The sequence below is a fragment of the Blastococcus atacamensis genome, assembly GCF_002938425.1.
Taxonomy (GTDB): Bacteria; Actinomycetota; Actinomycetes; order Mycobacteriales; family Geodermatophilaceae; genus Blastococcus; species Blastococcus atacamensis.
In genome coordinates, this window is record NZ_POQU01000041.1 from 1 (window position 1) to 23,230 (window position 23,230).

The window sequence follows — 23,230 nt, forward strand, 5'->3', positions numbered from 1 at the left end:
TCTCATCTCATTTTGTTGGCAGCGTTAGATTGGTAGAAGAGACCGCTCCTGCGGTCCCCGACGTTTCGCCACGGCTCCGGCCGCTCATGCACTCGGGATGACTCCCGAGCATCGCGCGCGCCGCACGGACGAGCAGGCGCCCCCGGAAGGGTTCGCCGACGGCGGCGGGACCGTGGTGCCCGAGGAGAGCCTGGGGGAACGCCTGCTCGGCTCGTTGCTGGACCGCGCCCACCTGGTCCCGCCTCGCCTGGTCGGACCGCTCGTGGCGCAGGAGCTGGTGCGCGTCGGCGCCTCCGACATCAGCATCCACCTGCAGGACCTCGACCAGATGACGCTGCAGCCGCTGTCCGGTCGGGGCCTGGTCGGCGAGCCCGAGAGCATCGCGGGCAGCTCGGTGGGCCAGGCCTTCGCCACCGACAGCCCGGTAGAACGCGACGTGATCGGCGGTATCCGACTGCACCTGCCGATGCTCGACGGCTCCGACCGCGTCGGCGTCCTGTCGTTCACCCTCCCAGCGGTCGGCGAGCACGACCGGCGGCTCGCGCAGCGGGTGGCCGGGCTGGTGGCCGACCTGGTCGTGACCAAGAACGAGTACACCGACACCTTCGAGCGGGTGCGGGCGACGCAGGAGCTGACGCTCGCCGCCCAGCTGCAGCGCCAGAGCCTCCCGCCGCTGGCGATGACGACACCGGACGTCAGCCTGGCCGGCATGCTCGAACCGGCCTACTCGGTGGGCGGGGACAGCTTCGACTACGCGTTGAACGAGCACGTGCTGCACCTGCTCGTCCTCGACGCCATGGGCCATGGGTTGGAGGCGGCGACCATGGCGACCGTGGCCCTCGCGGCCTACCGACACGGCCGACGCCAGGACCTCTCCCTCGTCGACCTGTACGCGGCCATGGACGACGCGGTGGCCACGACCTTCCCCGGCCGGTTCGCCACCGCCCACCTGGGAGAGCTCGACACGATGACCGGGCGGTTGAGCTGGGTCAACGCCGGCCATCCGCCGGCATTGTGGGTGCGTGAGGGCGCGGTGATCGGCGAGCTGACCGGACCGGTCAGCCGGCCGCTGGGTCTGGGCAGCGGGCAGCCACCGGTGCAGGCCCAGCAGCTGGAGCAGGGCGACCGGCTCCTGTTCTTCACCGACGGCGTCGTCGAGGAGCGGCTGGGTGGCGGCGAGCAGTTCGGCGAGAAGCGCCTGCGCGAACTGCTGGAGGAGACGACCACCGCGGGGCTGCAGCCTGCCGAGAGCGTCCGCCGGCTGTCGCACGCCCTGATGGACGCCCGGCGGGGACTGACCAGCGACGACGCGTCACTGCTGCTGGTGGAGTGGCAGTCACCGCCGAAGGACGACGAGCTGGCACCGAGCCCCTGATCGGCCGAGGTCCTGCCGCGCGGGGGCCGGACGGCGCCTCGGGGCACGGACAGGGAGGCCGGCCGTGGCGGAGTTCAGATGCTGCGCCAGTGCGCCTCGGTGGCGTTGCCCTCCTCGTGGGTGCGGAAGACGTTGCCCTCGGTGGCCGGCGCCGGCTCGTTCGAGATGGCCATCTTCTGCAGCAGCGGACCGACCAGGACGTCGTACAGGCCCGGCAGCAAGCGGAAGCCGGCGGTGATCAGCGGGTTGAACAGGCCGGCCTGCACCACGCGGCGCGGCTGGTCCAACGTGGTCAGGATCCGCCTGGCGACCCGCTGCGGGGAGTACACCGGCGGCGGCGGCCGCCCGGTGCTGCCAACGTAGGAGGCGCCCTGCGAGTAGATCGGGGTGTTCACCCCGCCGGGCTGGACGACCGTCACCGAGATGCCGGGCACGTCCCGGACCTCCTGCTGCAGCACGCGGGCCAGCCCGAGCTGACCGAACTTGGCCACCACGTAGCTGCCCATGAGCGGGGCCGTGACGTTGCCGAGCAGCGAGTTGACGATCACCAGGTGGCCCGCGCCCTGCTTCCGGAACACCGGCAGCACGTGCCGCGCCACGGTCGCGGTGCCGTGGACCGCCGTGTCCACCACCCGCTCGTAGACCTCCTTGGGCACGTCCTCCACCCGCCCGTAGGCCATCACCTGGGCGGCGTGGACGACGAGGTCGAGCCGGCCGAACTCCGCGACGGCGGAGTCGACCACGGCGCTGAAGGCGTCCTCGTCCAGGACGTCGGCCGGGCACGCGGTGACCGCGGCGGCCCCGGCCTCGCGGACCTCGCGCGCCGCGGCCTCCAGGGACGCGCGCCCGCGGGCGACCAGCACCACGCGGGCGCCGCGCTCACCCAGCTGCACGGCGGTCGCCCGGCCGATGCCGCTGGATGCCCCGGTGATCAGCGCGGTGATGGGTCCTGGGTGCTCAGGGATCGGCACGGGCTCTCCTCGCCGCAGGCAGGGACGGCGCGGGTGCGACGTCCGTCGTGCACGACCGACTACCCGGGGCCGGCGTCGGTCATGCCGTCGCCGGCGTCCAGCCGCTGCCGCAGCCAGCCGGGGCCGGCGCACCGCACTCCTCCGGGCAGCCGCGCCCGCAGCCCGCGGTCGGCCGTCACCACGAGCACGTCCTCCCCCGCGGCGGCGATCTCGTCCACGGCCGCGACCAGGGCATCGTCACCACTGCCCGGAGCCCGCACGAGCCGGACACCGACCGGTTCCGGAACCGCGCGGGCGGCGCCCTCCACGACGGCGACGACCGCACCGATCCGCAGCGACCCGCCGTCTGGCCCCGGCACCCCGGCGGGGAGCGCGACGAGGGCCGCGAGCAGCCGCTCGGCCGCTCCGGCGCGGTCGCGCCACCACCCGTCGGGACGGGCCCCCATGACGTTGGCCAGGTCCACCACCAGCGCAGTCATCCGTCCACCCTTCCGGTTGGTCTCGTTTCTCCCTCCGACGGGCCGGGCATGGAACCTGATCACCGCCCCCGGGGGACAGCAGGCGGCTCCATTCGGACGAAGGGAACCACCATGGCCGGGCACGACCACACCAGGCACGACCACGACGCGGGCCTCGGCGCCACCGAGGGCGCCTCGGTGTCCCGCGGCGCGGCACGCGACGCGATCAGCGCACAGCACGACCGCTTCGGCGGGATCAAGTGGGGCGCGGCCTTCTTCGGCTGGCTCTCGGCCAACGGCCTCGCCGTCATCCTGATCGCGCTGCTGTCGGCAGCCGGTGTCGCGCTGGGCCTGTCGCAGGGGCTCGATTCGGCCGACGAGGCCGCGGACGAGGTCACCAGCGGCATCGGCATCGGGGGCGGCATCGCCGTCCTCGTCATTCTCTTCCTCGCCTACCTGGCCGGCGGCTACGTGGCCGGCCGGATGGCCCGCTTCGACGGCGTGCGCCAGGGCATCGCCGTCTGGGTGATCGGGCTGCTCGTCGTGCTCGCGCTCGCCGCAGCCGGTGCGGCCCTCGGCTCGCAGTACAACGTGCTGCAGCAGCTGAACCTGCCGCGCATCCCCATCGACGAGGGCACCGCGACCACCGCCGGCATCATCACGCTGGTCGCCATCCTGCTCATCACGCTGCTGGGCGCGATCCTCGGCGGCAAGCTCGGCGAGCGCTACCACCGCAAGGTCGACCGCGCGGGCTTCGACCTCTGAGCGAACGCACCCTCGCAGGCGTAGGGCTGTGCCCCGGACGGGGTTCCCGCCCTACGCTGCGCGGCATGTGCCGCAACATCCGGCCCCTGGCGAACTTCGAGCCGCCCGCTGCGGACGACGAGATCCAGGCCGCCGCGCTCCAGTACGTCCGCAAGATCAGCGGGACCGTGAAGCCGTCCCAGGCGAACACCGAGGCGTTCGACCGCGCGGTCGCCGAGGTGACGGCCGCGTCAGCCCGGTTGCTCGAGTCGCTGGTCACCTCCGCCCCGCCGAAGGACCGCGAGGTGGAGGCCGCCAAGGCCCGGGCCCGCGCCGCCGCTCGCTACGGCACCTGACCGGCGCGGCGAATCTCGATTGCGCACAATCGGAATGAGCGACGGCCACCGGGGTAGTGACGACGCATGTCGCCAGCGCCGCAGACCACCCGCTCGACCGAGTACCGCGTCACGGGTAACCGCACCGCCGACGTCCCACGGTCGCAGGGGGTCGGCGGCGGTGCGACCGTGTGCGCGGACTGCACCGACGGGCTGGGCAAGCCGCGCGAGCTCGAGCCGGGCTCCTTCCGCGCCCGGGTGCACGGCAACCCAGGGACGGCGATCGCCTGGCGGGTGGCCGTCTTCACCGCCGGCCTGCTGCTGGTGATGCTCGGGGTCGCGCTCACCGTGCTGCCCGGACCGCTCACCATCCCGCCGGTGCTGGCCGGGCTGTGGGTCTGGTCGACCGAGTTCGACTGGGCGCGCCGGTTCTTCGCCAGCTTCAGGCGCAAGGCCGTAGCCGCCTGGCGGCACGCCAAGCAGCACCCGGTGAGCTCGCTCGCGATCACCGTCGGCGGCCTCGCCGCGGCCGGCGTCGCCTTCTGGGCCGTCGGCCACTTCCAGCTGGTCGACAGGGCGACCACGGCCCTGGGCTTGTGACCGTCGTGGATCCGGCAGGGAGGGTCGCCTAACCTGGGCCGGTGAGCACGGTCGCGGTGGAGGATCGTTCTGCGCCGGCCGCACCGGCTCCGGTCCGCTGGACGGCGGTCGAACTGCTGCCACCCCTGCTGCTCGTCGCGTTCGGCGTCGTGCTGCTGCTTCCGGGGCACGGGCTGTGGTTCGACGAGCTGTTCACCGCCGAGGTCGCCCGGCTGCCGCTGAGCGAGATCCTCGGCGCCATCGGCTCCGGCCGGGGCACCACCAGCTACCTGGAGAACGTCCCGCCCGCGTACAACTCGCCCTACTACGTCGTCGCGCACGCCTGGATGGCGCTGCCCGGGCTGGGCGGCGACACGGCGCTGCGGATGTTCTCCCTGCTGGCCACCGCCGGTGGACTCGCACTGGTCACCCGCGCCGTGGCCCGCCTCGCCGGACGGGCCACCGGCGTCCTGGCCGGGGTGCTGCTCGCCTGCAGCCCGCTGCTGCTCGAGCAGTCGGTCGAGGCGCGCAGCTACGGGCTGGCGGTGCTGGCCACCGGCGGCGCGGTGCTCGGGTTGGTGCGGTGGCTGCAGGAGCCTCCACGGGGCCTCCTGCTGCTCGGCCTGGCCGGTGCGGGCATGGGCCTGGCCCACTGGTACGCCCTGACGGTCCTGGCCGCCTTCGTCACCGCGGCCGTGCTGCTGCGCGGGCGCCGCGCGCTGCCGGTGGTCGTCGGAGGATTCCTCGGTACCCTTCCGGCACTGGCCTTCGTCGCCCTCGCGGCGCTCAACGGCACCGGCGGTCGCAACGCCGAGCACCTCAACGACACCGACGGCCGGCTGGTCGGGCTGGCGATCGAGGCGTGGGCCGGTGGCCGCACACCGATGCTCTGGGCGGTCGTGGTCCTCGCCGTCGTCGGTGCCGCCCGCGGTGCGGGCGTCCGGGTGCTGGCGACGTGCTGGGTCGTCGTCCCCCTGCTGCTCCTGGTGGCCGCCGAGCTCGTGCGCCCGGTGTTCCTGCCGCGCTACCTGCTGGCCGCTCTGCTCGGCCTCGCGGTCCTGGCCGCGGCGGGCGCCATGGCCCTCCCCCGGCCGACCCGGGTGCCGGCCGCGGCCGTGCTGATCGGCTGCTGCCTGCTCGCCGCCGCGCCGCTGGCCGAGCGTGGTCCGCGGGAGCGCGCCGACGACGCGGTCGCGCTGTTGGCCGAGAGGCACCGCAGCGGCGAGCCCGTGGTGGCCGCCGATCAGCGCTCGGCCCTCGGCCTGGACCACTACGTGCGCGTCCTCGCCCCGCAGCTGCGTCCCGACGTCGTGCTCCCCCCGGACGACGCGCCCGCCGACGCCGACCGGGTCTGGCTGGTCCGCCGGGTGATCGACGGCGAACCGGTGCCCACCGATGACGACGCGATCCTGGCCGACGCCGGCCTGGAGGTGGTCCAGGAGTTCGCCCTGGAGGGCAGCAAGACCCAGCTGGTCGTCCAGCTCTGGACGCGCTGACCCGGCCTCAGCGCCGCGAGCGCAGCGCCCACCGCAACGAGCGGACCGACTGGCGCAACCGCGCGCCCGACGTCCAGGCCGACCGCCCCACCGGGCGGCGGTCGCGGACGACCGGGACGCTGGCGACCGGCCGACCGGACCGGCCGACCGCGAGGACGACGCTCGGCGCCCCGTCCTCCCCCACGGCCGTCACGACCGCGTCCCGGACTCCCCGCCCCATCGCCAGGAAGGCCCCGGCGTCCGGCGGCAACCCGGTGAGCCGCGCGGCCACCCGGCGGTGGGCGGTGCCGGTGAGCCGGCGCAGCGGCGACTCGTAGCTGCCCCGCCGCCCGGCAAAGACGGCGTCCACGTCGCCCTCGGCGAGCCGGTCGAGCAGCACGGGCACGGCCTCCGGCGGGTCCTGCAGATCCGCGTCCAGGCACACCCAGACGTCGGCATCGGGCTCGTCGGCCAGACCGCGGGCCAGCGCCGCGTGCTGCCCGCCGTTGACGGTGAGCCCGGTGACCGACAGGTGCGGCCGGTCCTCCGCCAGCGCCATCGCCACCGTGGCGCTGTCGTCCGGGGAGGCGTCGATGACCAGGCGCAGCCGCCAGTCGCGCCCGGCCAGGGCGGCCGCGAGCCGGTCGGTGAGCTCGGCCAGCGTCGCCTCGTTGCCGTACACCGGCACGACGACGGCGATGCGCGGGCCGGGAGTCATCCGGCCGCCCACGTGCGTGCCAGCCCCTCGGCGAGGTCGACCGTGGGCGACCACCCGAGCAGCTCCCCGGCCCGGGTGGGGTCGCAGACCCAGTCGGCGGTGTCCCAGCTGCGGCCCGGGTGCGCCCCCGGCTCGGTGGTGATGGGCCGGCCGGTCACCCGCTCGGCGGTGGCCACGAGCTCCTCGGTGCTGGTCTGCACGCCGGTGCCGATGTTGACCACCACCCCAGGCGGCAGGTCGTCGTCCGTTGCGGCGCGCACACAGGCGTCCACGACGTCCCCCACCCACACCCAGTCGCGACGGCTCAACCGGGCCGGGAGCGGCACGGTCGCGCCGGTGCGGGCCGCCGAGAGCACGACGGGCACGAGCCGGGTGGGGTGGTCGCCGGGCCCGTACACCTGGAAGGCGCGCAGCACCGCGGCCCGCACGCCCCGCTCGGCCGCGGCGGCCTGCAGCAGCAGCGAGCCGGCGGCCTTGGTGGCGCCGAAGAAGCCGCGCGGTTCCAGCGCGGCGTCCTCGGCCAGCGGGTGCGGCGCCGCCGCGTATTCGGTGGAGGAGCCGAGCCGGACGACGGACCGGCAGGTGTCCGGCAGGGCGTCGACCAGCCACGGGGTGGTGTTGACCGCGGTGGTGGCGGCGCGCTCGGCCGGCGTGGCCTTGGCGCGGCCGGCGACGAGGCCGAAGACGACGTCGGGAGCCGCGGCGCGCACCGCGGCGGCGCCGGCGACCGGGTCGGCCAGGTCCACCTCGCGCCGGGTGAGGGCGGTGACCTGCCAGCCGTCGGCCTGCAGGCGCGCCACCAGGTGCCGGCCCACGAAGCCGCCCGCCCCGGTCACGAGGGCTCTCACGCCGGGTGCGCCACCGGCGCGCGACCGGACGCGCCCTCCACCGCGGCGACGAACCGCTCCCGAGCGTCGGCGATGTCGGGGCCGGCCGCGTCGCGGAGTGCGCGGAGGGCGGCCAGCAGCCGGGGCACCTCGACGAACGGGTCGCGACCGGCCATGTCGGCGGTGAACGACCGGCGCAGGAACGTGAAGTCGGTGCCCAGCCGCACCAGTTCGGCGGCCAGCAGGTCCCCCGGGACGGGGAAGCCGCCTCCGGGGAGCGTCAGGCCGCCCACGCCGAAGGCCGTGCCGACCTCGGACCGCACCGCGTCGACCGTCCCGTCGACGAGCGGGCGGAACAGCTCGGGAGAGCCGCGGTCGATGCGCAGGTCGTTGAGGCCCACGTAGATCCGCGACAGCGGGCGCGCGGCCAGCTCGGCGGCCCGGTCCACGGCGTCCTGGGTCTCGATCAGAATTCCCAGGCCGCACCGCCCCGCGACCGCCTCGAGCGTCCGGTCGACCTCCTCGGCGGTGCGGACCATCGGCAGCAGGATCTCGTCGGCGCCGCGGCGGACGGCCTCGTCGACCTCATCCGCCGTCCATGGCCCGGCCCCGTTGATCCGGCAGAGCACCCGCCCGGAGGTCGCGGCGCGCACGGCCGAGAGGTCGTCGGCGGTGTCGGCGTTGACCTGCGTCCCCTCCCCCGCCTGCCGGCGCAGCTTGCCGCGGTTCTCCCAGTCGACGACGACGCCTGCCGCACCCGCGGCCACGACGTCGGCGCCCCAGCGCGGGTCGACGGTGAAGAGGAACAGGTCCATGCCGGGCAGCTTAGGCTTTCCTAACCCTTGAGTGAGAGCGGGGCCCAGCGCGTCGTCACACGACGGGTTCGGGAACCGGCCCGTCAGCGGCCGCCGGGTAGGCCAGAGCCGATCCGGTCACCTCGATGGCGACCTGCTCCCCGACCGCCGGGAGGTCCACCCCGCCCAGCCGTGCGGCGACGCTCCCGCCCCCGGGCAGGTCCAGCCGGACCCGAGAGTCGTGCCCGTAGAAGTCCACCGCGCTGACGCGGGCGGTCAGCGCGGCCGGGGTCGGCGCGACCAGCCGCAACTGCTCGGGCCGCAGCAGGATCCGGGCCGGGCCGTCGGGCTGCGCGCCCGTCACGGCGAGGTCGCCGAGCACGCAGCGGGCCAGCCCGTTCCGGACGTCGGCGTCCAGGACGACGGAGTCCCCGACGAAGGCGGCCACGTCGAGGTCCGTCGGCTGCCGGTACAGGGTCCGCGGGTCGGTGAGCTGGACCAGGTGCCCGCCGCGCAGCACGGCCACCTGGTCGGCCATCGACAGCGCCTCCGCCTGGTCGTGGGTGACCAGCACCGCGGTCGCCCCGGTCGCGGCCAGCGCCGTCGAGACCGCCTGCCGGGTTTCCTCCCGGAGGCCGGCGTCGAGCGAGGAGAACGGCTCGTCGAGCAGCACCAGCGAGGGCTCGGGTGCCAGGGCGCGGGCCAGGGCGACGCGCTGCTGCTGCCCACCGGAGAGCTGGTTCGGGGAGCGGTCGGCGAGGTCGCCGTCCAGGCCGACGAGGGCCAGCAGCTCGCGCACCCGGGTCCGGTCCGAGCGCAGCCGCCGCGGCAGGCCGAAGGTGACGTTCCCGGTGACGCTCAGGTGCGGGAACAGCCCGCCCTCCTGCGGCACGAACCCGATCCCCCGCTTGGGAGCCGGCACGCCGCGTCCGGCGCCCACCACGATGCGGTCGCCCAGCGCGACGACGCCGCGGTCGGGGTCGTCGAAGCCGGCCACCAGCCGCAGCAGCGTCGTCTTGCCGCAGCCCGAGGGGCCGAGCAGCGCGGTGAGGCTGCCGGCCGGCACGTGCAGGTCGATGCCGTCCAGCACCTGGGTGGCGCCGTAGGCCTTGGTCAGGCCGGTCACGGTCAGGGAGCTCATGTGGTCAGACCTCGTCGGGTGTCGCGGGAGAGCAGCACGGTCGCCGGCGCCGAGAGCAGCACCATGACCAGGGCGTAGGGAGCGGCCGCCCCGTACTCCAGGGCACTGCTCGCCGACCAGAACGCCGTGGCGAGCGTGGACGTTCCGGTGGGCGCGAGCAGCAGGGTCGCGGTCAGCTCGGTGACCACGGCCAGGAACACCAGCGCCGCGCCGGCACCCAGGCCGGGGGCGAGCAGCGGCAGGGTGACCCGGCGCAGCCGGTCGGCGCCGGCGGAGCCCAGGGAGGCGGCGACGTCGTCGTAGAGCGGCGGGAACTGCTCCACGGCCGCCCGCACGGTCACGATCGCCCGGGGCAGGAAGAGGATCGCATAGGCGACCAGCAGCACCGGCACGGTTTGGTAGAGCCACGGCGTCGCGCGGATGCTCAGGGTCACGAGCGCCAGGGCGACGACGATGCCCGGCACCGAGCTGCCCACGTAGGCGGCCCGCTCGAGAAGCGTTGCGAGCCGGCCGCGGGCGCGCACGGCGAGCCAGCCGACCGGCAGCGCCATGGCGGTGGTCAGGGCGGCGGCCGCCGCGGCGAGGACGAGGGTGGTGCCAGTGGTGGCGGCCAGGTCGCCCCCGTCCAGGCCGGCCGAGGCGCCGCTGCCCAGCCAGTACGCCAGGCTCCCCAGCGGCACCAGGAGGGCCAGGCCGACGAGTGCGGCGAGCCCCAGCAGCGCCGGCGCGGTGAACCAGCGCAGCGCGACCGGGCGCACCGGCCGGGCCGCGCCGCGGCCACTGCCGGCGAAGCCGCGGGAGCCGCGCAGCCGCAGCTCGGCGAGCAGCAGGACCAGGCACAGCAGCACCAGGACACCGGCGAGCATGGTGGCGCCGGGCCCGTTGAACGTGGCCCGGTACTGGTCGTAGATGGCCGTGGTGAAGGTCGGGTAGCGCAGCATCTGCAGGGCACCGAACTCGGCGAGCAGGTGCAGCGCGACCAGCAGGCTGCCGCCGAGCAGCGCCACCCGCAGCTGCGGCAGCTGCACCCGGCGGAACACCGCCCAGCCCGACAGCCCGAGCCCGTGAGCGGTCTCCTCCAGCGCCGGGTCCAGGCCGCGGAAGGCCGCGACCGCGGGCAGGTAGACGAACGGGAAGTAGGACAGCGACACCACCAGCAGTGCGCCGGCGTAGGTGTCCAGGCCGGGCAGCAGCGAGATCCAGGCGTAGCTGTTGACGAACGCCGGCACCGCCAGGGGCGCGACCAGGAGCACGTGCCAGAGCTTCCGGCCGGGCACCGAGGAGCGCTCCACCAGCCAGGCCGCTCCCACCCCGAGGACGCCGCAGACCGCCACCGTGCCCAGGACCAGCCGGGTGGTGTTCCACAGCAGCTCGCCGACGCGCGGGCGCAGCACCAGCTCGCGGATGCCGGTCCAGCCGACGTCGAGGGTGTACCCGGCGATGTAGCCCAGCGGCAGCAGCGCCAGCGCCGCGACGCAGGCGGCCAGCGCGAGGGTCACCGGAGCCCGTCGCAACCGCCGTCGGCCCGCGGGCGCGCCGGAGCCCCGGGGGTCCGGCGCGGCCGGCGTCCCGGGGCTCGAGGGGCGGAGAACGGGAGCGGTCAGAGCAGGCCCGCTTCCTGCATCAGCTCGGTGACCGTGGGGGCATCCAAGCCGCTGGGGTCGACGGCAGGCGCGCCCAGCTCCTCCAGCGGCGGGAGCTCCTCCGCGGAGGCGGTGCCGGTCCCGACGGCGTACTCGAGGGCCGAGCTCGACGCCAGCTTCTCCTGCGCGGCGGTCGCGGTCAGGTAGGCGACCAGGCGCTGGGCCTGCTCCTTCTGGTCGGAGGAGGCGAGCACCCCCGCCCCGGAGACGCTGACGAAGGCACCGGGGTCCTGGTTGCCGAAGTAGTGCAGCCGGGCGTCGTCGCCGACGAGCCCGCCCTCGGCCTGATCGCGGTACCAGTAGTAGTGGTACATGACCCCGAGATCGACCTGTGCCTCGTCCACGGCCTTCATGACCGCGGTGTTGCTGGCGTAGATCTCGGCGTTGCGCTCGAGCCCTTCCAGCCACGCGCGGGTGGCCTCCTCGCCCTCCAGGGCGAGCACCGCGCTGACGATGGCCTGGAAGTCCGCGCCTCCGGCGGCGATGCCGACCCGGCCCTCGTACTCGGGCTCGGCCAGCTCGAGGATGGAGGCGGGCAGCTCGGCCTCGGGGACCTTCTCGGGGTTGTAGGCCAGCACGGTGGAGCGGGCGGCGAAGCCCACCCAGTTCCCCGTCGAGGCCCGGTACTGCTCCCCCACCTGGCCCAGGGTCTTCTCGTCCAAGGGGGCCAGCAGGCCCTCGCGGTCGACGACGCCGATGGCGGGGCTGTTCTCGGTGAGGAAGACGTCGGCCGGGGACGCCTCGCCCTCCTCGATGATCTGGTTGGCCAGCTCGGAGTCGTTCGCGTCGCGGAACTCCAGCTCGATCCCGGTCTCCTCGGTGAAGTCCTCGAGCATCGTCCGGACCAGGCTCTCGTGCTGGGCGCTGTAGACGGTGAGCGTGTCGGCGTCCGAGCCGGCGGAACCGCACCCGCTCAGGGCCGAGGCGAGGGTGAGGGTGGAGACGACACCGGCGGTCGCGCGCCCGAGCCTGGTCACGTGTGCGTTCCTCCTTCAAGTAGGCAAGGCACACCTAAGCATGCCTGCCCCTCGCCACTGCCGGCGGAGGGCCCGTCGACGCGAGCTCGCGCCGCAGGAGGTCAGCTCGCGTCGGGGCGGAGCTCACGCGGGTCCGGCGTCCGGAACGGCGGATCGTCCGCTCCCGCGGCGGCCGGGGACGCGGCGGTGCCCTCCTCCGGGCGGTCCGGTTCCTCCCCGCCCACCCCGAAGCCCTCGGCCGGCGGAGGCGCTCCCGCGCCGGGGTCGGCGGCCGGGATGCCCTCGTCGGGGCGACCGAGGTGCGGTTCGAAGGGGCTCGACATCGACATGGGTCTCCCCTACCCCACGGGTCGACGCCGACCCGGTCCGGAGGGCCGGCGTTCGGCCGACCGACGGCCGCCGATCGGTCACCGGCCACCCTGGGTTAGAACTCCTCCATGACCGACGCCGAGCCGCGCCTGCGCCGCGCCGCCTTCGCCGACCTCACCCCGTTCGAGGTCTACCGGCTCTGCCGGTTGCGGGTCGACGTCTTCGTCGTCGAGCAGCAGTGCCCCTATCCCGAGCTGGACGGGCGGGACCTGGAGCCGGCCACCGAGCACCTCTGGTTCGAGGCGGACGGCGACGTCCTGGCGACGATCCGCGTCCTGGACGACGACGGGAGCCGGGCCATCGGGCGGGTGGCCACCGCCGGTAGCGCCCGGAGCCGGGGCCTGGCGGCCCGCCTGATCGAGACGGCGCTGGAGAGCTACGGGGACGGGCCGCTCACGCTCGGTGCGCAGGCCCACCTCGAGGACTGGTACACCCGATTCGGCTTCCGGCGCAGCGGTCCCGGCTACCTCGAGGACGGCATCCCCCACGTGCCGATGCGGCGCGAGCCGGCATGACCGCCGAGGACGCGCGGACCCTCCGGGCCGCCGCCGACCGGCTGGAGGACCTGGCCGCACGGACCACACCCGGCGACTGGCGGGGAGGTGGGCTGCTCGCCAGCCGTCCGGAGGTGATCGCGCACGCGCCCGACGGGAGCACCGAGCACGTGGCGGAGGCCCGCGCGGCGACGGCGGCCTGGATCACGGCAATCTCCCCCGCCGTCGCGGGGCCCTTGACGGCCTGGCTGCGCGCGACCGCCGACTCCCCTGCGCCTGACCGCTCCGCCGTCGCGGTGGCCCGTGTGCTGCTCGGCCGACTGCCCCGGCCCTGAGACGGCGAGTGCCCCGCCGGCGGACCGGCGGGGCACTCGTGGACCAGACGAGATCAGGCGGGCTCGCGCAGTGGACCGTGCCGTCCTCGTCATCGCCGGGAGGGCCGTACCAGAGTGCGGACGATGCGCTGGCGAAGTCGAGGCAGACCTCCTGCTCCATGAACTCGTCGTAGGTCATCTCGTCCTTCTCGATCCCCACGACCTTGTTCTCGGCCTCGTCCGACCCGCAGTCGACGGTCTCGACGTCCTCGCCGCCGAAGCCGCCGCACCACGGGCCCCAGCCGCATCCGCCGTGATTCCGCGTGCCTCTGCCCGGTCCGGGGTAGGGGCCGGACATGGGTGACGACGTGGCCACGGGTGGGTTCGCCGAACGACTGGGAGCGCGACCGGAGGCCGCCGAGGACGGCTCGGCCCGGCTCGGGTTCGAGGCGACCGAGGAGCACCTCAACGCCGCGGGCACGCTGCACGGCGGTGTCCTGGCGACGCTCGTGGACACCGCGATGGGACTGGCCGTGCGCACCACCACCGACGACGGCGAGGTGCCGGCGACCAGTCAGCTGACCGTCACCTACCTGCGCCCGGGCAAGCCGGGGCGGGTGGAGGCGACGGCGCGGCTGCGGACCCGTGGCGAACACCTCACCGTCTGCGAGGCCGACGTCGAGCAGGACGGGAAGTGCCTGGTGCACGCCGTCGCCACGTTCGCCCTGCTGCAGCGCTGAGCCCGCGGGTGGAGCATCGGCCCATGACCACTGCTACCTGGAACGGCGCCGTGATCGCCGAGTCCGACGACATCGTCACCGTCGAGGGCAACGCCTACTTCCCGCTGGAGTCCGTCCGCGAGGGCGTCCTGCGCCCGTCGGACACCTCCACGGTGTGCCCGTGGAAGGGGACGGCGTCCTACTTCGGCCTGGAGGTCGACGGCGAGGTCAAGGCCGACGCCGCCTGGACGTATCCGGAGCCGAAGGACGCCGCGAAGGAGATCACCGGCCGGGTCGCCTTCTGGAAGGGCGTCGAGGTCCGCTGACCCGCCCGCTCAGCGAGCGGGGCGGGAGCCGGCGAGCTCGCGGGCGGAGGCCGCGGCCTCGGCGTCCAGCTGGGAGGCGACCGACTCGGTGTAGGTGTCCCAGGCCTGCTGCGGGGTGACGTCCAGGGCGGCGGCGATCTGCTCCCAGTCCGCACCACCGCGCAGCGCGGCGCGGATGCCCACCAGCTGGCTGTCGTGCGCCTTGCGGGAGACCACCTCGCCGAGGGCGAGCAGCTCCAGCGACTCGTGGACGTCGAGCTGGGTCTGGTCGTGCAGGAGTGAGGTCCAGGAGTCCGCGTCGTCGTCCCGCACGGTGTTGAGGGCGGTGTCGCCGTTGTCGCGTCGGCTGAGGAAGTCCAGCCGGGTCGCGGCCGTCGTCAGCGAGAACTCCGCCTCGAGGGCTCGGGGTGTGATGCTCATGCCTCAGGCTTCCCCGGTCTCCTCGGCGTGGCAAACCCCGAGGACGCGCGATCCTGAGCACGCGGAGGGCCCGCACCCCTGATGGGATGCGGGCCCTCCGGGCGTGGCGCGGGTGTCAGGACTCGACGCCCACGGCCTCCTTGGCAACCGCGGCGAGCGCGGTCTGGGCGGCGCTGATCACGCTGGTGCGCGCCTTGTGGGTCTCCTCGTAGCGGATGACCACGCGGATGTCGTGCGGCTCGGTGAGCCCCTTGACGGCCTTGGCGGCATCCGTGGTGTTGAGCGAGTCGTACCCCTTGATGGGCAGCTCGTCGGCGGTCACGTCGCCGAGCTCCTCGCGGGCCTCGCGGGCCACCTCGGCGGCGTCCTTGTTGCCCTCGCGCTGGGCGATCCGCTCGGCGCGGCGCAGCGAGGCGGCGCGGCCGACGGTGAGGGTCTCGCGGACGGCGCCGGTGAGGGCGGCGGCGCGGTCGGCCACGGAGCCGAGGCGCTCGGTGGTCTCCTCGCCGGCGTGCTGCACGGTGTCCACGGCGTTGTTCACGGTGTTGGCCAGGAAGCGCACCGGGGCGTTGACCGCGCGAGCCGCCGCACCGGCGACGCGCTGGACCGGGGTCGGCACCAGGGCGGCGGGGCCACCGAGGGCCTCCTCGGCCAGAACCACGGTCAGCCACTCGACGGTCGCCTTGTGGGCGTCGATCAGCTTCTCGGCCAGACGCTGGGTCTTGGTCTCACCGGCGGCCTGCGCCAGGACCTTGACGTAGGTGGCGCGGTCGAGCAGCTGGTGCTCGAGCTGGAGGTCGGTCAGCAGGGCCTCCTCCAGCGGAGCGGCCTGCTCGAAGGTGGCCTTGAGGACGGCGGAGAGCCGGCCGATGGCCGGGGTCACGACGTCCGGGACGCCACCGAGGGTGCGCAACTGCTCGGTGATCTCGATCGAGCGTGCCGCGGCGTTGTCGGCGTTCTGCGTGAGCTCGCGACGGACGGCGTCGGTGCGAGCCTGGGTGATCCGCGTCCGTGCGACCTGCTCCTCGGTCTGCGTGAGCAGGACGAGGGCGCGCAGCTGGTTGATGATCTTGGTGTTGTCGGTCATGACGAAGAACAGCTCCAGAGATTGGGGATGACCTGACGGTCTTCTCCATGCCCCGGAACCCGCGAGTGCTAACTCCTGCAAGCAGATTGCTAGCAGTGAGCCTCGTCACCGAGCGGGGGAATGCGCGAGGGCGCCACCCCGGAGGAGTGGCGCCCTCGGGCGGCGGGGCTCAGCCGGCGGACGCCGACATCCGGGCCGGGACCACCGGGCGCCGCGGGGCGACCTCGAAGCGCAGGACCGGCTGGGTCATGTCGTCGGTCGTCTCGAAGGAGGGGCGCGGCGCCAACCGCACGCGACGGGGCGGCAGGGGCGACGGGGGCATGAGCTTGCCGCAGCCGATGCAGTAGCGGCCGCGCTGATGCTCGGCTCCGCAGTGCGCACAGTTCATGTCGACCTCCTCCGCACGCCCCGGGGCGGGGCGGACGAGGAGACCCTCGCAGCTCCGCGGCGCCGGCGGCAGACCGTCCTGGCTGGAGTGACGAGCCGTTATGCGACCGTAATGGAACCATATAGTCTCGATTGAGTGCTCACCGGCCGGCCCATCGGGGCGGGCGCTTCTCGAGGCGGGCGGCGATGCCCTCCTTGCGGTCCTCGCTGAGATAGGGGTTCGGCCCGACGTCGAGCCGCAGCCCCTGCCAGAGCGGCAGCTCCAGTGCCTTGACCGCGGTCTCCTTCATCCGCCGCACGGAGACGGGCGCGTTCGCGGCGATCCGGTCAGCGAGCTCCAGGGCGGTCGCCAACACGGCGTCGGGCTCGACCAGCCGGTTGACCAGCCCCCACCGCTGCGCCTCCTCGACGGTCAGCCGATCACCGGTGAAGAGCGCTTCGAGCGCGATTCCCATCGGGATGCGCTTCGGCAGCACGACGGAGCCGAAGTTGGCCCCCATGCCGATCGCGGCCTCGGGCAGCGCGAAGTGCACCGCGGGCGAGGCCACCCGGAGGTCGCAGGCCAGCGCCAGCTCGAACCCGCCGGCCACCGCCGGGCCGTTGAGCGCCGCGATCACCGGGACCGGGACCTCGGTGACCACCTCGAACACCGCCCGGACGGGCCGGTCCATGGGCGGCCGGAACCGCTCCCCCCGCTCGTCGGCGGCGCGGATCTCCTTGAGGTCGAACCCGGCACAGAACGCCGGCCCGGTACCGGTGACCACCACCGCGCGGACACCGTCCTCGGGCACCCGCAGCAGCTCCTCCACCAGGTCGGCCTGCAGCTCGGTGGAGAGCGCGTTGCGGCGGTCGGGCCGGTCCAGCGTGAGCACCCTGACGTGCTCCCGATCCTCGACCCCCAAGCCCGAATCGTGCCGTCGCGCGTTCTCCATGCCGAGCACCCTTCCCCGGTCGCCGCCGGGGAGGCAAACCGGTGCGGGCGCGGCCCATCGGCAGGACTGCCCGGGGCCGGAACCGGCCGGCGGCAGGAGAGCTGTGATCCGCGCCAACGATCAAGCTCTCCCGTCACATCCGCCCCACCCGTCGGGGATCATGGGCGGACCAGTCCGTCCGACCCGGTAGACAGGTGACATGGAGAGCACTGCCGACACTCCGCGCGGCGACGTCGTCGCGCCGGCGCCGACGGTCTCCATCGAGCTCACCTCCACCCCGGTCCTGAGCTACGCGCTGGCGCACAACCGCATCCCCGTCGTCTCCCGGCTGGCGCTGACCGGGCAGTCCTCCCTGCGCGGCGTCACGCTCCGCCTGTCCGTGCGCGACGCCGAGGGCCCGATCGCGCAGACGGTCGAGCTCCTGGCCGACATCGACGCCGGGCGCACCACCGTGCTCACCGACCTCGGCCTGGTCATGGACCCGGCGGCGATGCTGCACGTCGAGGAACAGCGCCCGGGCGTCGTCGACGTCGAGGCCTGGCTCGACGACACCCTCGTCGGCGAGGCCACCGCGCCGGTGCAGGTGCTCGCCGCCAACCAGTGGCTGGCCACTCCCCTGCCGCTGGCGCTGGAGATGCTCGCCGCGCACGTCATGCCCAACCACCCGGCCGTCACCGGGCTGGTCGCCGAGGCCTCAGCGCTGCTCGAGGAGCGGACCGGCAGCGGCGCGATGGTCGGCTACGCCGCCACCTCCGAGCGCGTGGACGAGGTGGTCCAGGCCCTGGCCGCCGCCCTGCAGCGCCGCGGGATCCGGCACTCCGAGCCCCCGGCCAGCTGGGCCGACCTCGGCCAGCAGGTCCGCTCCCCCGGCGACGTCCTCACCTGGCGGGTGGGCACCCCGCTGGACACCGTCGTCGTCCTCGCCGCGGCGTGCGAGCAGGCCGGCATCCGTCCGCTGCTGTGGCTGGCCGACGGTCACGCGTTCCTGGGGTACTGGCGGGAGGAGCGGAGCTCGGAGAGCGCCGCGACCACCGACGCCTCGGCGCTGGTGAACCTGGTCGACCTCGGCCTCGTCGGCCTCGTCGAGACCACGCTCCTGACGAGCTCGGCGGAACCGGTCGCCGACCTGCACACCCCCGCCTACCAGGGGTGGCTCACCGGCGAGCTCGACCGCATCGTCGGCGTCGCCGACGTGCACCGCGCCCGCCGGGACGGCATCGTGCCGCTGCCGGCCCGCGCGCGGACGCCCGAGGGCATCCTGCAGGTGGTCGAGTACCGGCCGGCCGAGCACAGCATCGCCGCGTTCCCGACAGGGACGACGGCCCAGCCCGGCACCCGCCCCGAGGCGCCGGCGCGGGTCCAGCAGTGGAAGAACGCGCTGCTGGACCTCAGCCTGCGCAACCGGCTGATCAACTACAGCGAGCGCTCCGGCCTGCACCTGACGCTGCCGCCGACCGCGCTGCCGATCCTCGACAACCTGGTGCAGGACGGCACGCCGGTCACGCTGCTGCCCGGCGACCAGCTGGCCGCGGTCCAGAAGGAGCGCGGGCTCACCGCCGCCGCGGACCTGCCGCCCGACCAGCTCACCGACCTCCTGGTCGAGCGGCGCGAGGTGCACGCCGACGTCACCTCCGGCGGCTACCTGCCCCGGCTGCGCAACCTCGCCTACCGCGCGAAGACGGTGCAGGAGGAGACCGGCGCGAACAACCTGTACCTGGCGCTGGGCTCGCTGGTGTGGGAGCTCGACGGCCGGCCGCTGCGCTCGCCACTGGTACTGGTGCCCGTCGTCCTCACCCCGGTCGGGCGCACCGGCTCCTACCGGCTGGCGCTGGACGAGTCCGGCTCCAGCACCCCGAACTACTGCCTGTTGGAGAAGCTCCGCCAGGTGCACGGGCTGGTCGTCCCGACCCTGGCGGAGTCGGCCGAGAGCACGGTGGACGTCGAGGGCGCCCTGGAGGCGCTGCGCGTCGGGCTGGTCGGCCACGGCCTGCCCTACCGGGTGGAGGCCACGGCGGACCTGGCGATCCTGCAGTTCGCCAAGTTCCGGCTCTGGAAGGACCTCGACGAGCACTGGGCCGACTTCGCCCAGAACCCGCTGGTGCACCACCTCGTGCACGAGCCCACCGAGCCCTTCGTCGACCCCGCCCGCGACACCGGCGCCTACGTCGACCTCGACTCCGTGGGCGCCGAGCTGCCCGTGCCCGCCGACGCCTCCCAGCTGCGGGCGATCGCCGAGGCAGGTGCCGGACGCACGTTCGTGCTGGAGGGCCCGCCCGGCACCGGCAAGTCCCAGACCATCACCAACGTGCTGACCCGGGCGATCGCCGACGGCAAGCGGGTGCTGTTCGTCGCCGAGAAGCGCGCGGCGCTCGACGTCGTCGCCCGCCGACTGGACGCGGTCGGCATGGGCATGTTCGCCCTCGACCTGCACGACAAGGGCAGCCGCGCCTCGATGGTGCGCGCCCAGATCCGGCTGGCGATGGAGCACGCGATCGCCGTCGACTCCCAGGGCCTGGCCGCGGAGTCGGAGACCCTGCGGTCGACCCGCCGCCAGCTGGCCCGCTACGCCGACCGGCTGCACGAGGAGAACGCCGTCGGGCTGTCGCTGTACTCGGCGCGCACCGCCGAGCTGGCGGCCGGCACCGACGTCGAACCGCTGCCCATGCCGCTGCCGTTCGTCGCCAACGCGCCCACCGAGGTGCTGACGGCGGTGCGCCGGGCCCTGGCGCTGCTGCCCGACATCGCCGACCTCACCCGCCCCTCGCCCCGGCACCCGTGGGCGTTCGTCGACTCCCCCGAGGTCGACCTGCCCGCGGCCCGCGAGGCCACGAACGCGGTGGACGCGGCGCTGCGCGAGGTCGCCGGCATCGCCGAGCTCGGCGGCGTGATGCGGCACGCGCGCACCCCCGAGGACCTCGACGCGCTCTCCCACCTGCTGTCCGGGCCGCCGGTCGGCATCGGCGTCCTCGACGAGACGTTCAGCAGCCGCTGGACCACCGCGACCGGCGCGATCCTGGGCGAGGTCGCGGCGTTCACCGCGTTCCGCCACCCCGGGCTCGACGTCGCCACCCCCGAGGTGCTGGCGCTGCCGCTGGCCGACATCTACGTCCGCGCCCAGACGGCGGCGGCGTCGAGCTGGTGGGGCCGGCGGAAGCGGCTGACGGCGGTCCGCGACGAGATCGGGTCCTGCCTGCGGCCAGGTGCCAAGGTGCGCCCCAAGGACGTCCCGCTGCTGGTGGAGAACCTCTGGCGGGTGCAGACGGCGGTGCAGGGCATCGTCGCCCGCGTCGACTCGGTGCCCGGCCTCGCCGCACCCGCGGGCTGGAACCCCTTCACCGACCCCGGCCTGCTGGAGCGCGAGGTCAGCTGGCTGCGCCGTGCCGGCATCGCCGTCGACGGCCGGTCGGCCTTCCACGTCGCCCTGCGCAAGCTGATCGTCGCCGGCATGCCGTCCACCCCGTCGGCCGCCGCCGCGGTGGCCCGCCTGCGCGACGCCGTCGTCGACCTGCTGGAGCTGTGCGGCAGCTCCGCGGACCAGCTCGCGACCTGGGCCGGGGACGACGGCTTCGCGCTGCGCTGGTCGATGACCCGCCCCGAGCGCGGCGTGATCACACCGCCCGGGTCCGGCGGGGAGGGCACCGTGCTCATGTCGCTGCGCCGGTGGGTCTCCTTCCTCGACACCCTGGAGCCGCTGCGCTACGCGGGGCTGTTCGACGCCCGCCGGCTGCTGGTCACCGGTGAGATCGCCGCCGACGACGCCGTCCGCGCCCTCGACCGCGGCCTGGCCATCGCCTCGGTCGCCGAGCGGCTGGACGCCACCGGGCTGGACACCTTCGACGCCGAGGCGCACGAGCGGGCGATCGACCGGTTCACCGCGGCGTCCCACGCGGTGCGCGAGCACCTCACCGCTGCCCTGCCCGCGTCGGTACTCCGCTCCCGCCCCTTCGACGCCACCATGGGCACCGGCCAGGTCGGCGCCCTGCAGCGCGAGCTGGCCAAGCAGCGGCGCGGCCTGGGCGTGCGGCAGCTGCTCGCCCGCTACGGCGAGCTGATCACCGCCGTCATGCCGTGCGTGCTCGTGTCACCGGACTCGGTGGCCCGGTTCTTCCCGGCCGCCGCCGGCCAGTTCGACCTGGTGGTCTTCGACGAGGCCAGCCAGATCCGGGTGGCCGACGCCGTGGGTGCACTGGGCCGGGCCCGCGCCGCGGTGGTGGTCGGTGACTCCAAGCAGATGCCGCCGACGTCCTTCCTGGAGCCGACGACGACGTCCGCCGACGACTCGGTCGAGGTGGAGACCGCGGTCGAGGACGAGGAGTCGATCCTCAGCGAGTGCGTGCAGGCGCGGGTGCCGCGGCACTGGCTGTCGTGGCACTACCGCAGCCAGGACGAGTCGCTGATCGCCTTCTCCAACGCCCAGTACTACGAGAACCGGCTCTCCTCATTCCCGGCGCCCACCCACGGCCGGGCCTCGTCGGAGCCCGACGGTCGCGGCGTCTCGCTGGTCCGGGTTCCCGGCACCTTCCACCGTTCCGGGGCCGGCCGGCTGCTGCGCACCAACCCGGTCGAGGCCAAGGCGATCGTCGCGGAGATCCGCCGCCGGTTCGACGCGCTGCCCAAGTGGGACGGCATGACCGGGGTGCCCTCGATCGGCGTCGTCACCTTCAACGCCCAGCAGCGCTCCTACATCGAGGCGCTGCTGCGCGACGCCGACGACGACCGCCTGGCCGCGGCGCTGGACCGCTCCGACGGCGAGGGCCTGTTCGTCAAGAACCTGGAGAACGTCCAGGGCGACGAGCGGGACGTCATCTTCTTCTCCACCGGCTTCTCCCCCGACGCCTCGGGCAACCTGCCGCTGAACTTCGGCCCGCTGAACCGGATGGGCGGTGAGCGCCGGCTCAACGTCGCGATCACCCGCGCCCGCCGCCAGGTGGTCGTCTTCTCCTCCTTCGACCCCGAGCAGCTGCGGGCCGAGGAGACGTCGTCGGTGGGCATCAAGCACCTGCGCGCCTACCTCGACATGGCCGACCGGGGCACCGACGTGCTGCCGCGGTCGGCCCGGTCCGCCGCGGTCGTCGACCGGCACCGGGAGCAGATCGCGGCCGAACTACGGGGGCGTGGCCTGGTGGTGCGCACCGACGTCGGGCTCTCGGAGTTCCGGGTCGACCTGTCGGTCTCCCGGCCCGCAGATCCCGAGACGCCGCTGATGGCGGTGCTGCTCGACGGCCCCGCGTGGGCGCGCCGCGGCACCGTCGGCGACCGGGACGCCGTCCCCGTCGAGGTGCTCGGCGGGATGCTGCGCTGGCCGGTGGTCGAGCGCGTGTGGCTACCGACCTGGCTGGCCGACGCCTCCTCCGTGGTCGACCGGCTGGCGGCGGCCGTGGACGCCGCCCCGGTGGTCGCACGACCGGTGGCCGAGCCGGTGCAGCTGCCGACCGCCGCGGTCGAGTCGTTCAAGGGCGTGGCGGCGCTGCGCTCGGCGGTGACGGCGTCGGTGGCGGTGCCGGCCACTCCCCCGGCCCGTCCGGCAGCTCGGCCGGCCGCGCCGCGCACCCCCGCGAAGCCGGCCGCGCTGGAGGGCGAGACGCCCTTCGTGCCGTGGATCCCCAAGGCGGCCGGTGAGAAGACCGTGCTCGACGAGCTGCCCGCGTCGAAGCCGGCGCGCGCGGTGCGCCGGGTGCTGCAGGCCGGCGTCAGGGCCGAGGGGCCGATCCACGTCGACCGGCTGGCCAAGCTGACCGTCGGGGCGTTCGGGCTCAACCGGGTCACCGAGTCGCGCAAGCAGACGCTGCTCTCACTGCTGCCGCCGTCGGCCGTGGACGGCGACTACCTGTGGCCCGAGGGCATCGACCGGGCCTCCTGGTCCGGGTTCCGCCGCCAGGTGTCCAGCACGGACCGGCCGATCGACCACGTGGCACCGGAGGAGATCGCGAATGCGATGGTGGCGCTGTGCCGGGCCGCGGCGGGCATGCGCCGCGACGAGCTGCTGACGGCGACCGCCTCGGTGTTCGGCTACAAGCGGCGGGCGGCGTCGGTGACCCCGGTGCTCGAGAAGGCGCTGGCGTCCGCCCTGGACTGCGGACGGCTCACCGAACAGGGCTCGGGTCTGCTGACGGCCTGACGCGCCGCTTCAGCTTCTTCGCACATC

General features: G+C 74.5%; 23 protein-coding genes. 10 read left to right on the plus strand and 13 right to left on the minus strand.

The window, feature by feature from the left end:
* Window positions 1-97: 97 nt before the first annotated feature.
* Window positions 98-1,375: a PP2C family protein-serine/threonine phosphatase gene (locus tag C5508_RS11245; protein ID WP_104525038.1), complete on the plus strand. Its 1,278-nt coding sequence runs from the start codon at window positions 98-100 to the stop codon at window positions 1,373-1,375.
* Window positions 1,376-1,449: 74 nt separating this feature from the next.
* On the opposite strand, the gene C5508_RS11250 is transcribed toward C5508_RS11245, so the two are convergent.
* Both C5508_RS11250 and C5508_RS11255 read right to left on the minus strand, forming a co-directional pair.
* On the minus strand, window positions 1,450-2,346 hold the full coding sequence (locus C5508_RS11250) for an SDR family NAD(P)-dependent oxidoreductase (RefSeq protein ID WP_104525039.1): 897 nt from the start codon (window positions 2,344-2,346) through the stop codon (window positions 1,450-1,452).
* A 59-nt stretch (window positions 2,347-2,405) separates the two neighbouring features.
* The gene (locus C5508_RS11255; RefSeq protein ID WP_104525040.1) at window positions 2,406-2,825 is read right to left on the minus strand and encodes a hypothetical protein; all 420 of its coding nucleotides are present in this window, start codon (window positions 2,823-2,825) and stop codon (window positions 2,406-2,408) included.
* A 111-nt stretch (window positions 2,826-2,936) separates the two neighbouring features.
* Between C5508_RS11255 and C5508_RS11260 the strand changes: the two genes are divergently transcribed.
* The 4 genes from C5508_RS11260 (at window position 2,937) to C5508_RS11275 (ending at window position 5,958) form a co-directional block, all read left to right on the plus strand.
* Entirely contained in the window at window positions 2,937-3,569 is a 633-nt protein-coding gene (locus tag C5508_RS11260) for a hypothetical protein (protein WP_104525041.1), read from the plus strand.
* Between the two features lie 65 nt (window positions 3,570-3,634).
* Window positions 3,635-3,904, plus strand: a complete 270-nt coding sequence (locus C5508_RS11265) for a DUF2277 domain-containing protein (RefSeq protein ID WP_104525042.1) — start codon at window positions 3,635-3,637, stop codon at window positions 3,902-3,904.
* A gap of 66 nt (window positions 3,905-3,970) precedes the next feature.
* On the plus strand, window positions 3,971-4,483 hold the full coding sequence (locus C5508_RS11270; protein WP_104525043.1) for a PGPGW domain-containing protein: 513 nt from the start codon (window positions 3,971-3,973) through the stop codon (window positions 4,481-4,483).
* 41 nt (window positions 4,484-4,524) lie between these two features.
* Window positions 4,525-5,958 carry a glycosyltransferase family 39 protein gene (locus C5508_RS11275; protein ID WP_232797061.1) on the plus strand — a complete coding sequence of 478 codons (1,434 nt, stop codon included), beginning with the start codon at window positions 4,525-4,527 and terminating at the stop codon, window positions 5,956-5,958.
* Window positions 5,959-5,965: 7 nt separating this feature from the next.
* On the opposite strand, the gene C5508_RS11280 is transcribed toward C5508_RS11275, so the two are convergent.
* The 7 genes from C5508_RS11280 to C5508_RS11310 form a co-directional block, all read right to left on the minus strand.
* Window positions 5,966-6,655: a glycosyltransferase gene (locus C5508_RS11280; RefSeq protein WP_198598031.1), complete on the minus strand. Its 690-nt coding sequence runs from the start codon at window positions 6,653-6,655 to the stop codon at window positions 5,966-5,968.
* Complete coding sequence (locus C5508_RS11285) at window positions 6,652-7,503, minus strand: NAD-dependent epimerase/dehydratase family protein (RefSeq protein ID WP_104525044.1); 852 nt, start codon at window positions 7,501-7,503, stop codon at window positions 6,652-6,654. The genes C5508_RS11280 and C5508_RS11285 overlap by 4 nt, the downstream gene beginning before the upstream one ends.
* Window positions 7,500-8,297, minus strand: coding sequence for an aldolase/citrate lyase family protein (locus C5508_RS11290; protein ID WP_104525045.1), 798 nt, complete (start codon window positions 8,295-8,297; stop codon window positions 7,500-7,502). Before C5508_RS11290 ends, C5508_RS11285 begins: the two co-directional genes overlap by 4 nt.
* 55 nt (window positions 8,298-8,352) lie before the next feature.
* Window positions 8,353-9,417: an ABC transporter ATP-binding protein gene (locus C5508_RS11295; protein ID WP_104525046.1), complete on the minus strand. Its 1,065-nt coding sequence runs from the start codon at window positions 9,415-9,417 to the stop codon at window positions 8,353-8,355.
* Entirely contained in the window at window positions 9,414-10,916 is a 1,503-nt protein-coding gene (locus C5508_RS11300) for an ABC transporter permease (protein WP_232797062.1), read from the minus strand. Before C5508_RS11300 ends, C5508_RS11295 begins: the two co-directional genes overlap by 4 nt.
* A gap of 101 nt (window positions 10,917-11,017) precedes the next feature.
* Window positions 11,018-12,037 (minus strand): iron ABC transporter substrate-binding protein, encoded by a 1,020-nt coding sequence (locus tag C5508_RS11305; RefSeq protein WP_104525047.1) that lies wholly within the window; start codon window positions 12,035-12,037, stop codon window positions 11,018-11,020.
* Between the two features lie 101 nt (window positions 12,038-12,138).
* On the minus strand, window positions 12,139-12,360 hold the full coding sequence (locus C5508_RS11310) for a hypothetical protein (RefSeq protein WP_232797063.1): 222 nt from the start codon (window positions 12,358-12,360) through the stop codon (window positions 12,139-12,141).
* Window positions 12,361-12,474: 114 nt separating this feature from the next.
* Here C5508_RS11310 and C5508_RS11315 point away from each other — a divergent pair, with 114 nt between their 5' ends.
* The 4 genes from C5508_RS11315 (at window position 12,475) to C5508_RS11330 (ending at window position 14,259) form a co-directional block, all read left to right on the plus strand.
* The gene (locus tag C5508_RS11315) at window positions 12,475-12,921 is read left to right on the plus strand and encodes a GNAT family N-acetyltransferase (RefSeq protein ID WP_104525049.1); all 447 of its coding nucleotides are present in this window, start codon (window positions 12,475-12,477) and stop codon (window positions 12,919-12,921) included.
* Window positions 12,918-13,235, plus strand: a complete 318-nt coding sequence (locus C5508_RS11320) for a hypothetical protein (protein ID WP_104525050.1) — start codon at window positions 12,918-12,920, stop codon at window positions 13,233-13,235. The genes C5508_RS11315 and C5508_RS11320 overlap by 4 nt, the downstream gene beginning before the upstream one ends.
* Window positions 13,236-13,570: 335 nt before the next feature.
* Window positions 13,571-13,954, plus strand: a complete 384-nt coding sequence (locus tag C5508_RS11325) for a PaaI family thioesterase (protein WP_104525051.1) — start codon at window positions 13,571-13,573, stop codon at window positions 13,952-13,954.
* Between the two features lie 23 nt (window positions 13,955-13,977).
* On the plus strand, window positions 13,978-14,259 hold the full coding sequence (locus tag C5508_RS11330; protein ID WP_104525052.1) for a DUF427 domain-containing protein: 282 nt from the start codon (window positions 13,978-13,980) through the stop codon (window positions 14,257-14,259).
* Window positions 14,260-14,268: 9 nt separating this feature from the next.
* Here C5508_RS11330 and C5508_RS11335 read toward each other — a convergent pair whose 3' ends face one another.
* The 4 genes from C5508_RS11335 to C5508_RS11350 form a co-directional block, all read right to left on the minus strand.
* Window positions 14,269-14,679 carry a hypothetical protein gene (locus C5508_RS11335; RefSeq protein WP_104525053.1) on the minus strand — a complete coding sequence of 137 codons (411 nt, stop codon included), beginning with the start codon at window positions 14,677-14,679 and terminating at the stop codon, window positions 14,269-14,271.
* 115 nt (window positions 14,680-14,794) lie between these two features.
* The gene (locus tag C5508_RS11340; protein ID WP_104525054.1) at window positions 14,795-15,766 is read right to left on the minus strand and encodes a hypothetical protein; all 972 of its coding nucleotides are present in this window, start codon (window positions 15,764-15,766) and stop codon (window positions 14,795-14,797) included.
* 169 nt (window positions 15,767-15,935) lie between these two features.
* Window positions 15,936-16,154 carry a hypothetical protein gene (locus tag C5508_RS11345; RefSeq protein WP_104525055.1) on the minus strand — a complete coding sequence of 73 codons (219 nt, stop codon included), beginning with the start codon at window positions 16,152-16,154 and terminating at the stop codon, window positions 15,936-15,938.
* A 139-nt stretch (window positions 16,155-16,293) separates the two neighbouring features.
* A complete protein-coding gene (locus C5508_RS11350; protein ID WP_232797064.1) occupies window positions 16,294-17,055 on the minus strand; it encodes an enoyl-CoA hydratase/isomerase family protein in 762 nt (253 codons plus the stop codon).
* A 229-nt stretch (window positions 17,056-17,284) separates the two neighbouring features.
* Between C5508_RS11350 and C5508_RS11355 the strand changes: the two genes are divergently transcribed.
* Window positions 17,285-23,203, plus strand: a complete 5,919-nt coding sequence (locus C5508_RS11355) for a DUF4011 domain-containing protein (RefSeq protein WP_104525056.1) — start codon at window positions 17,285-17,287, stop codon at window positions 23,201-23,203.
* The last annotated feature ends 27 nt before the right edge of the window (window positions 23,204-23,230 follow it).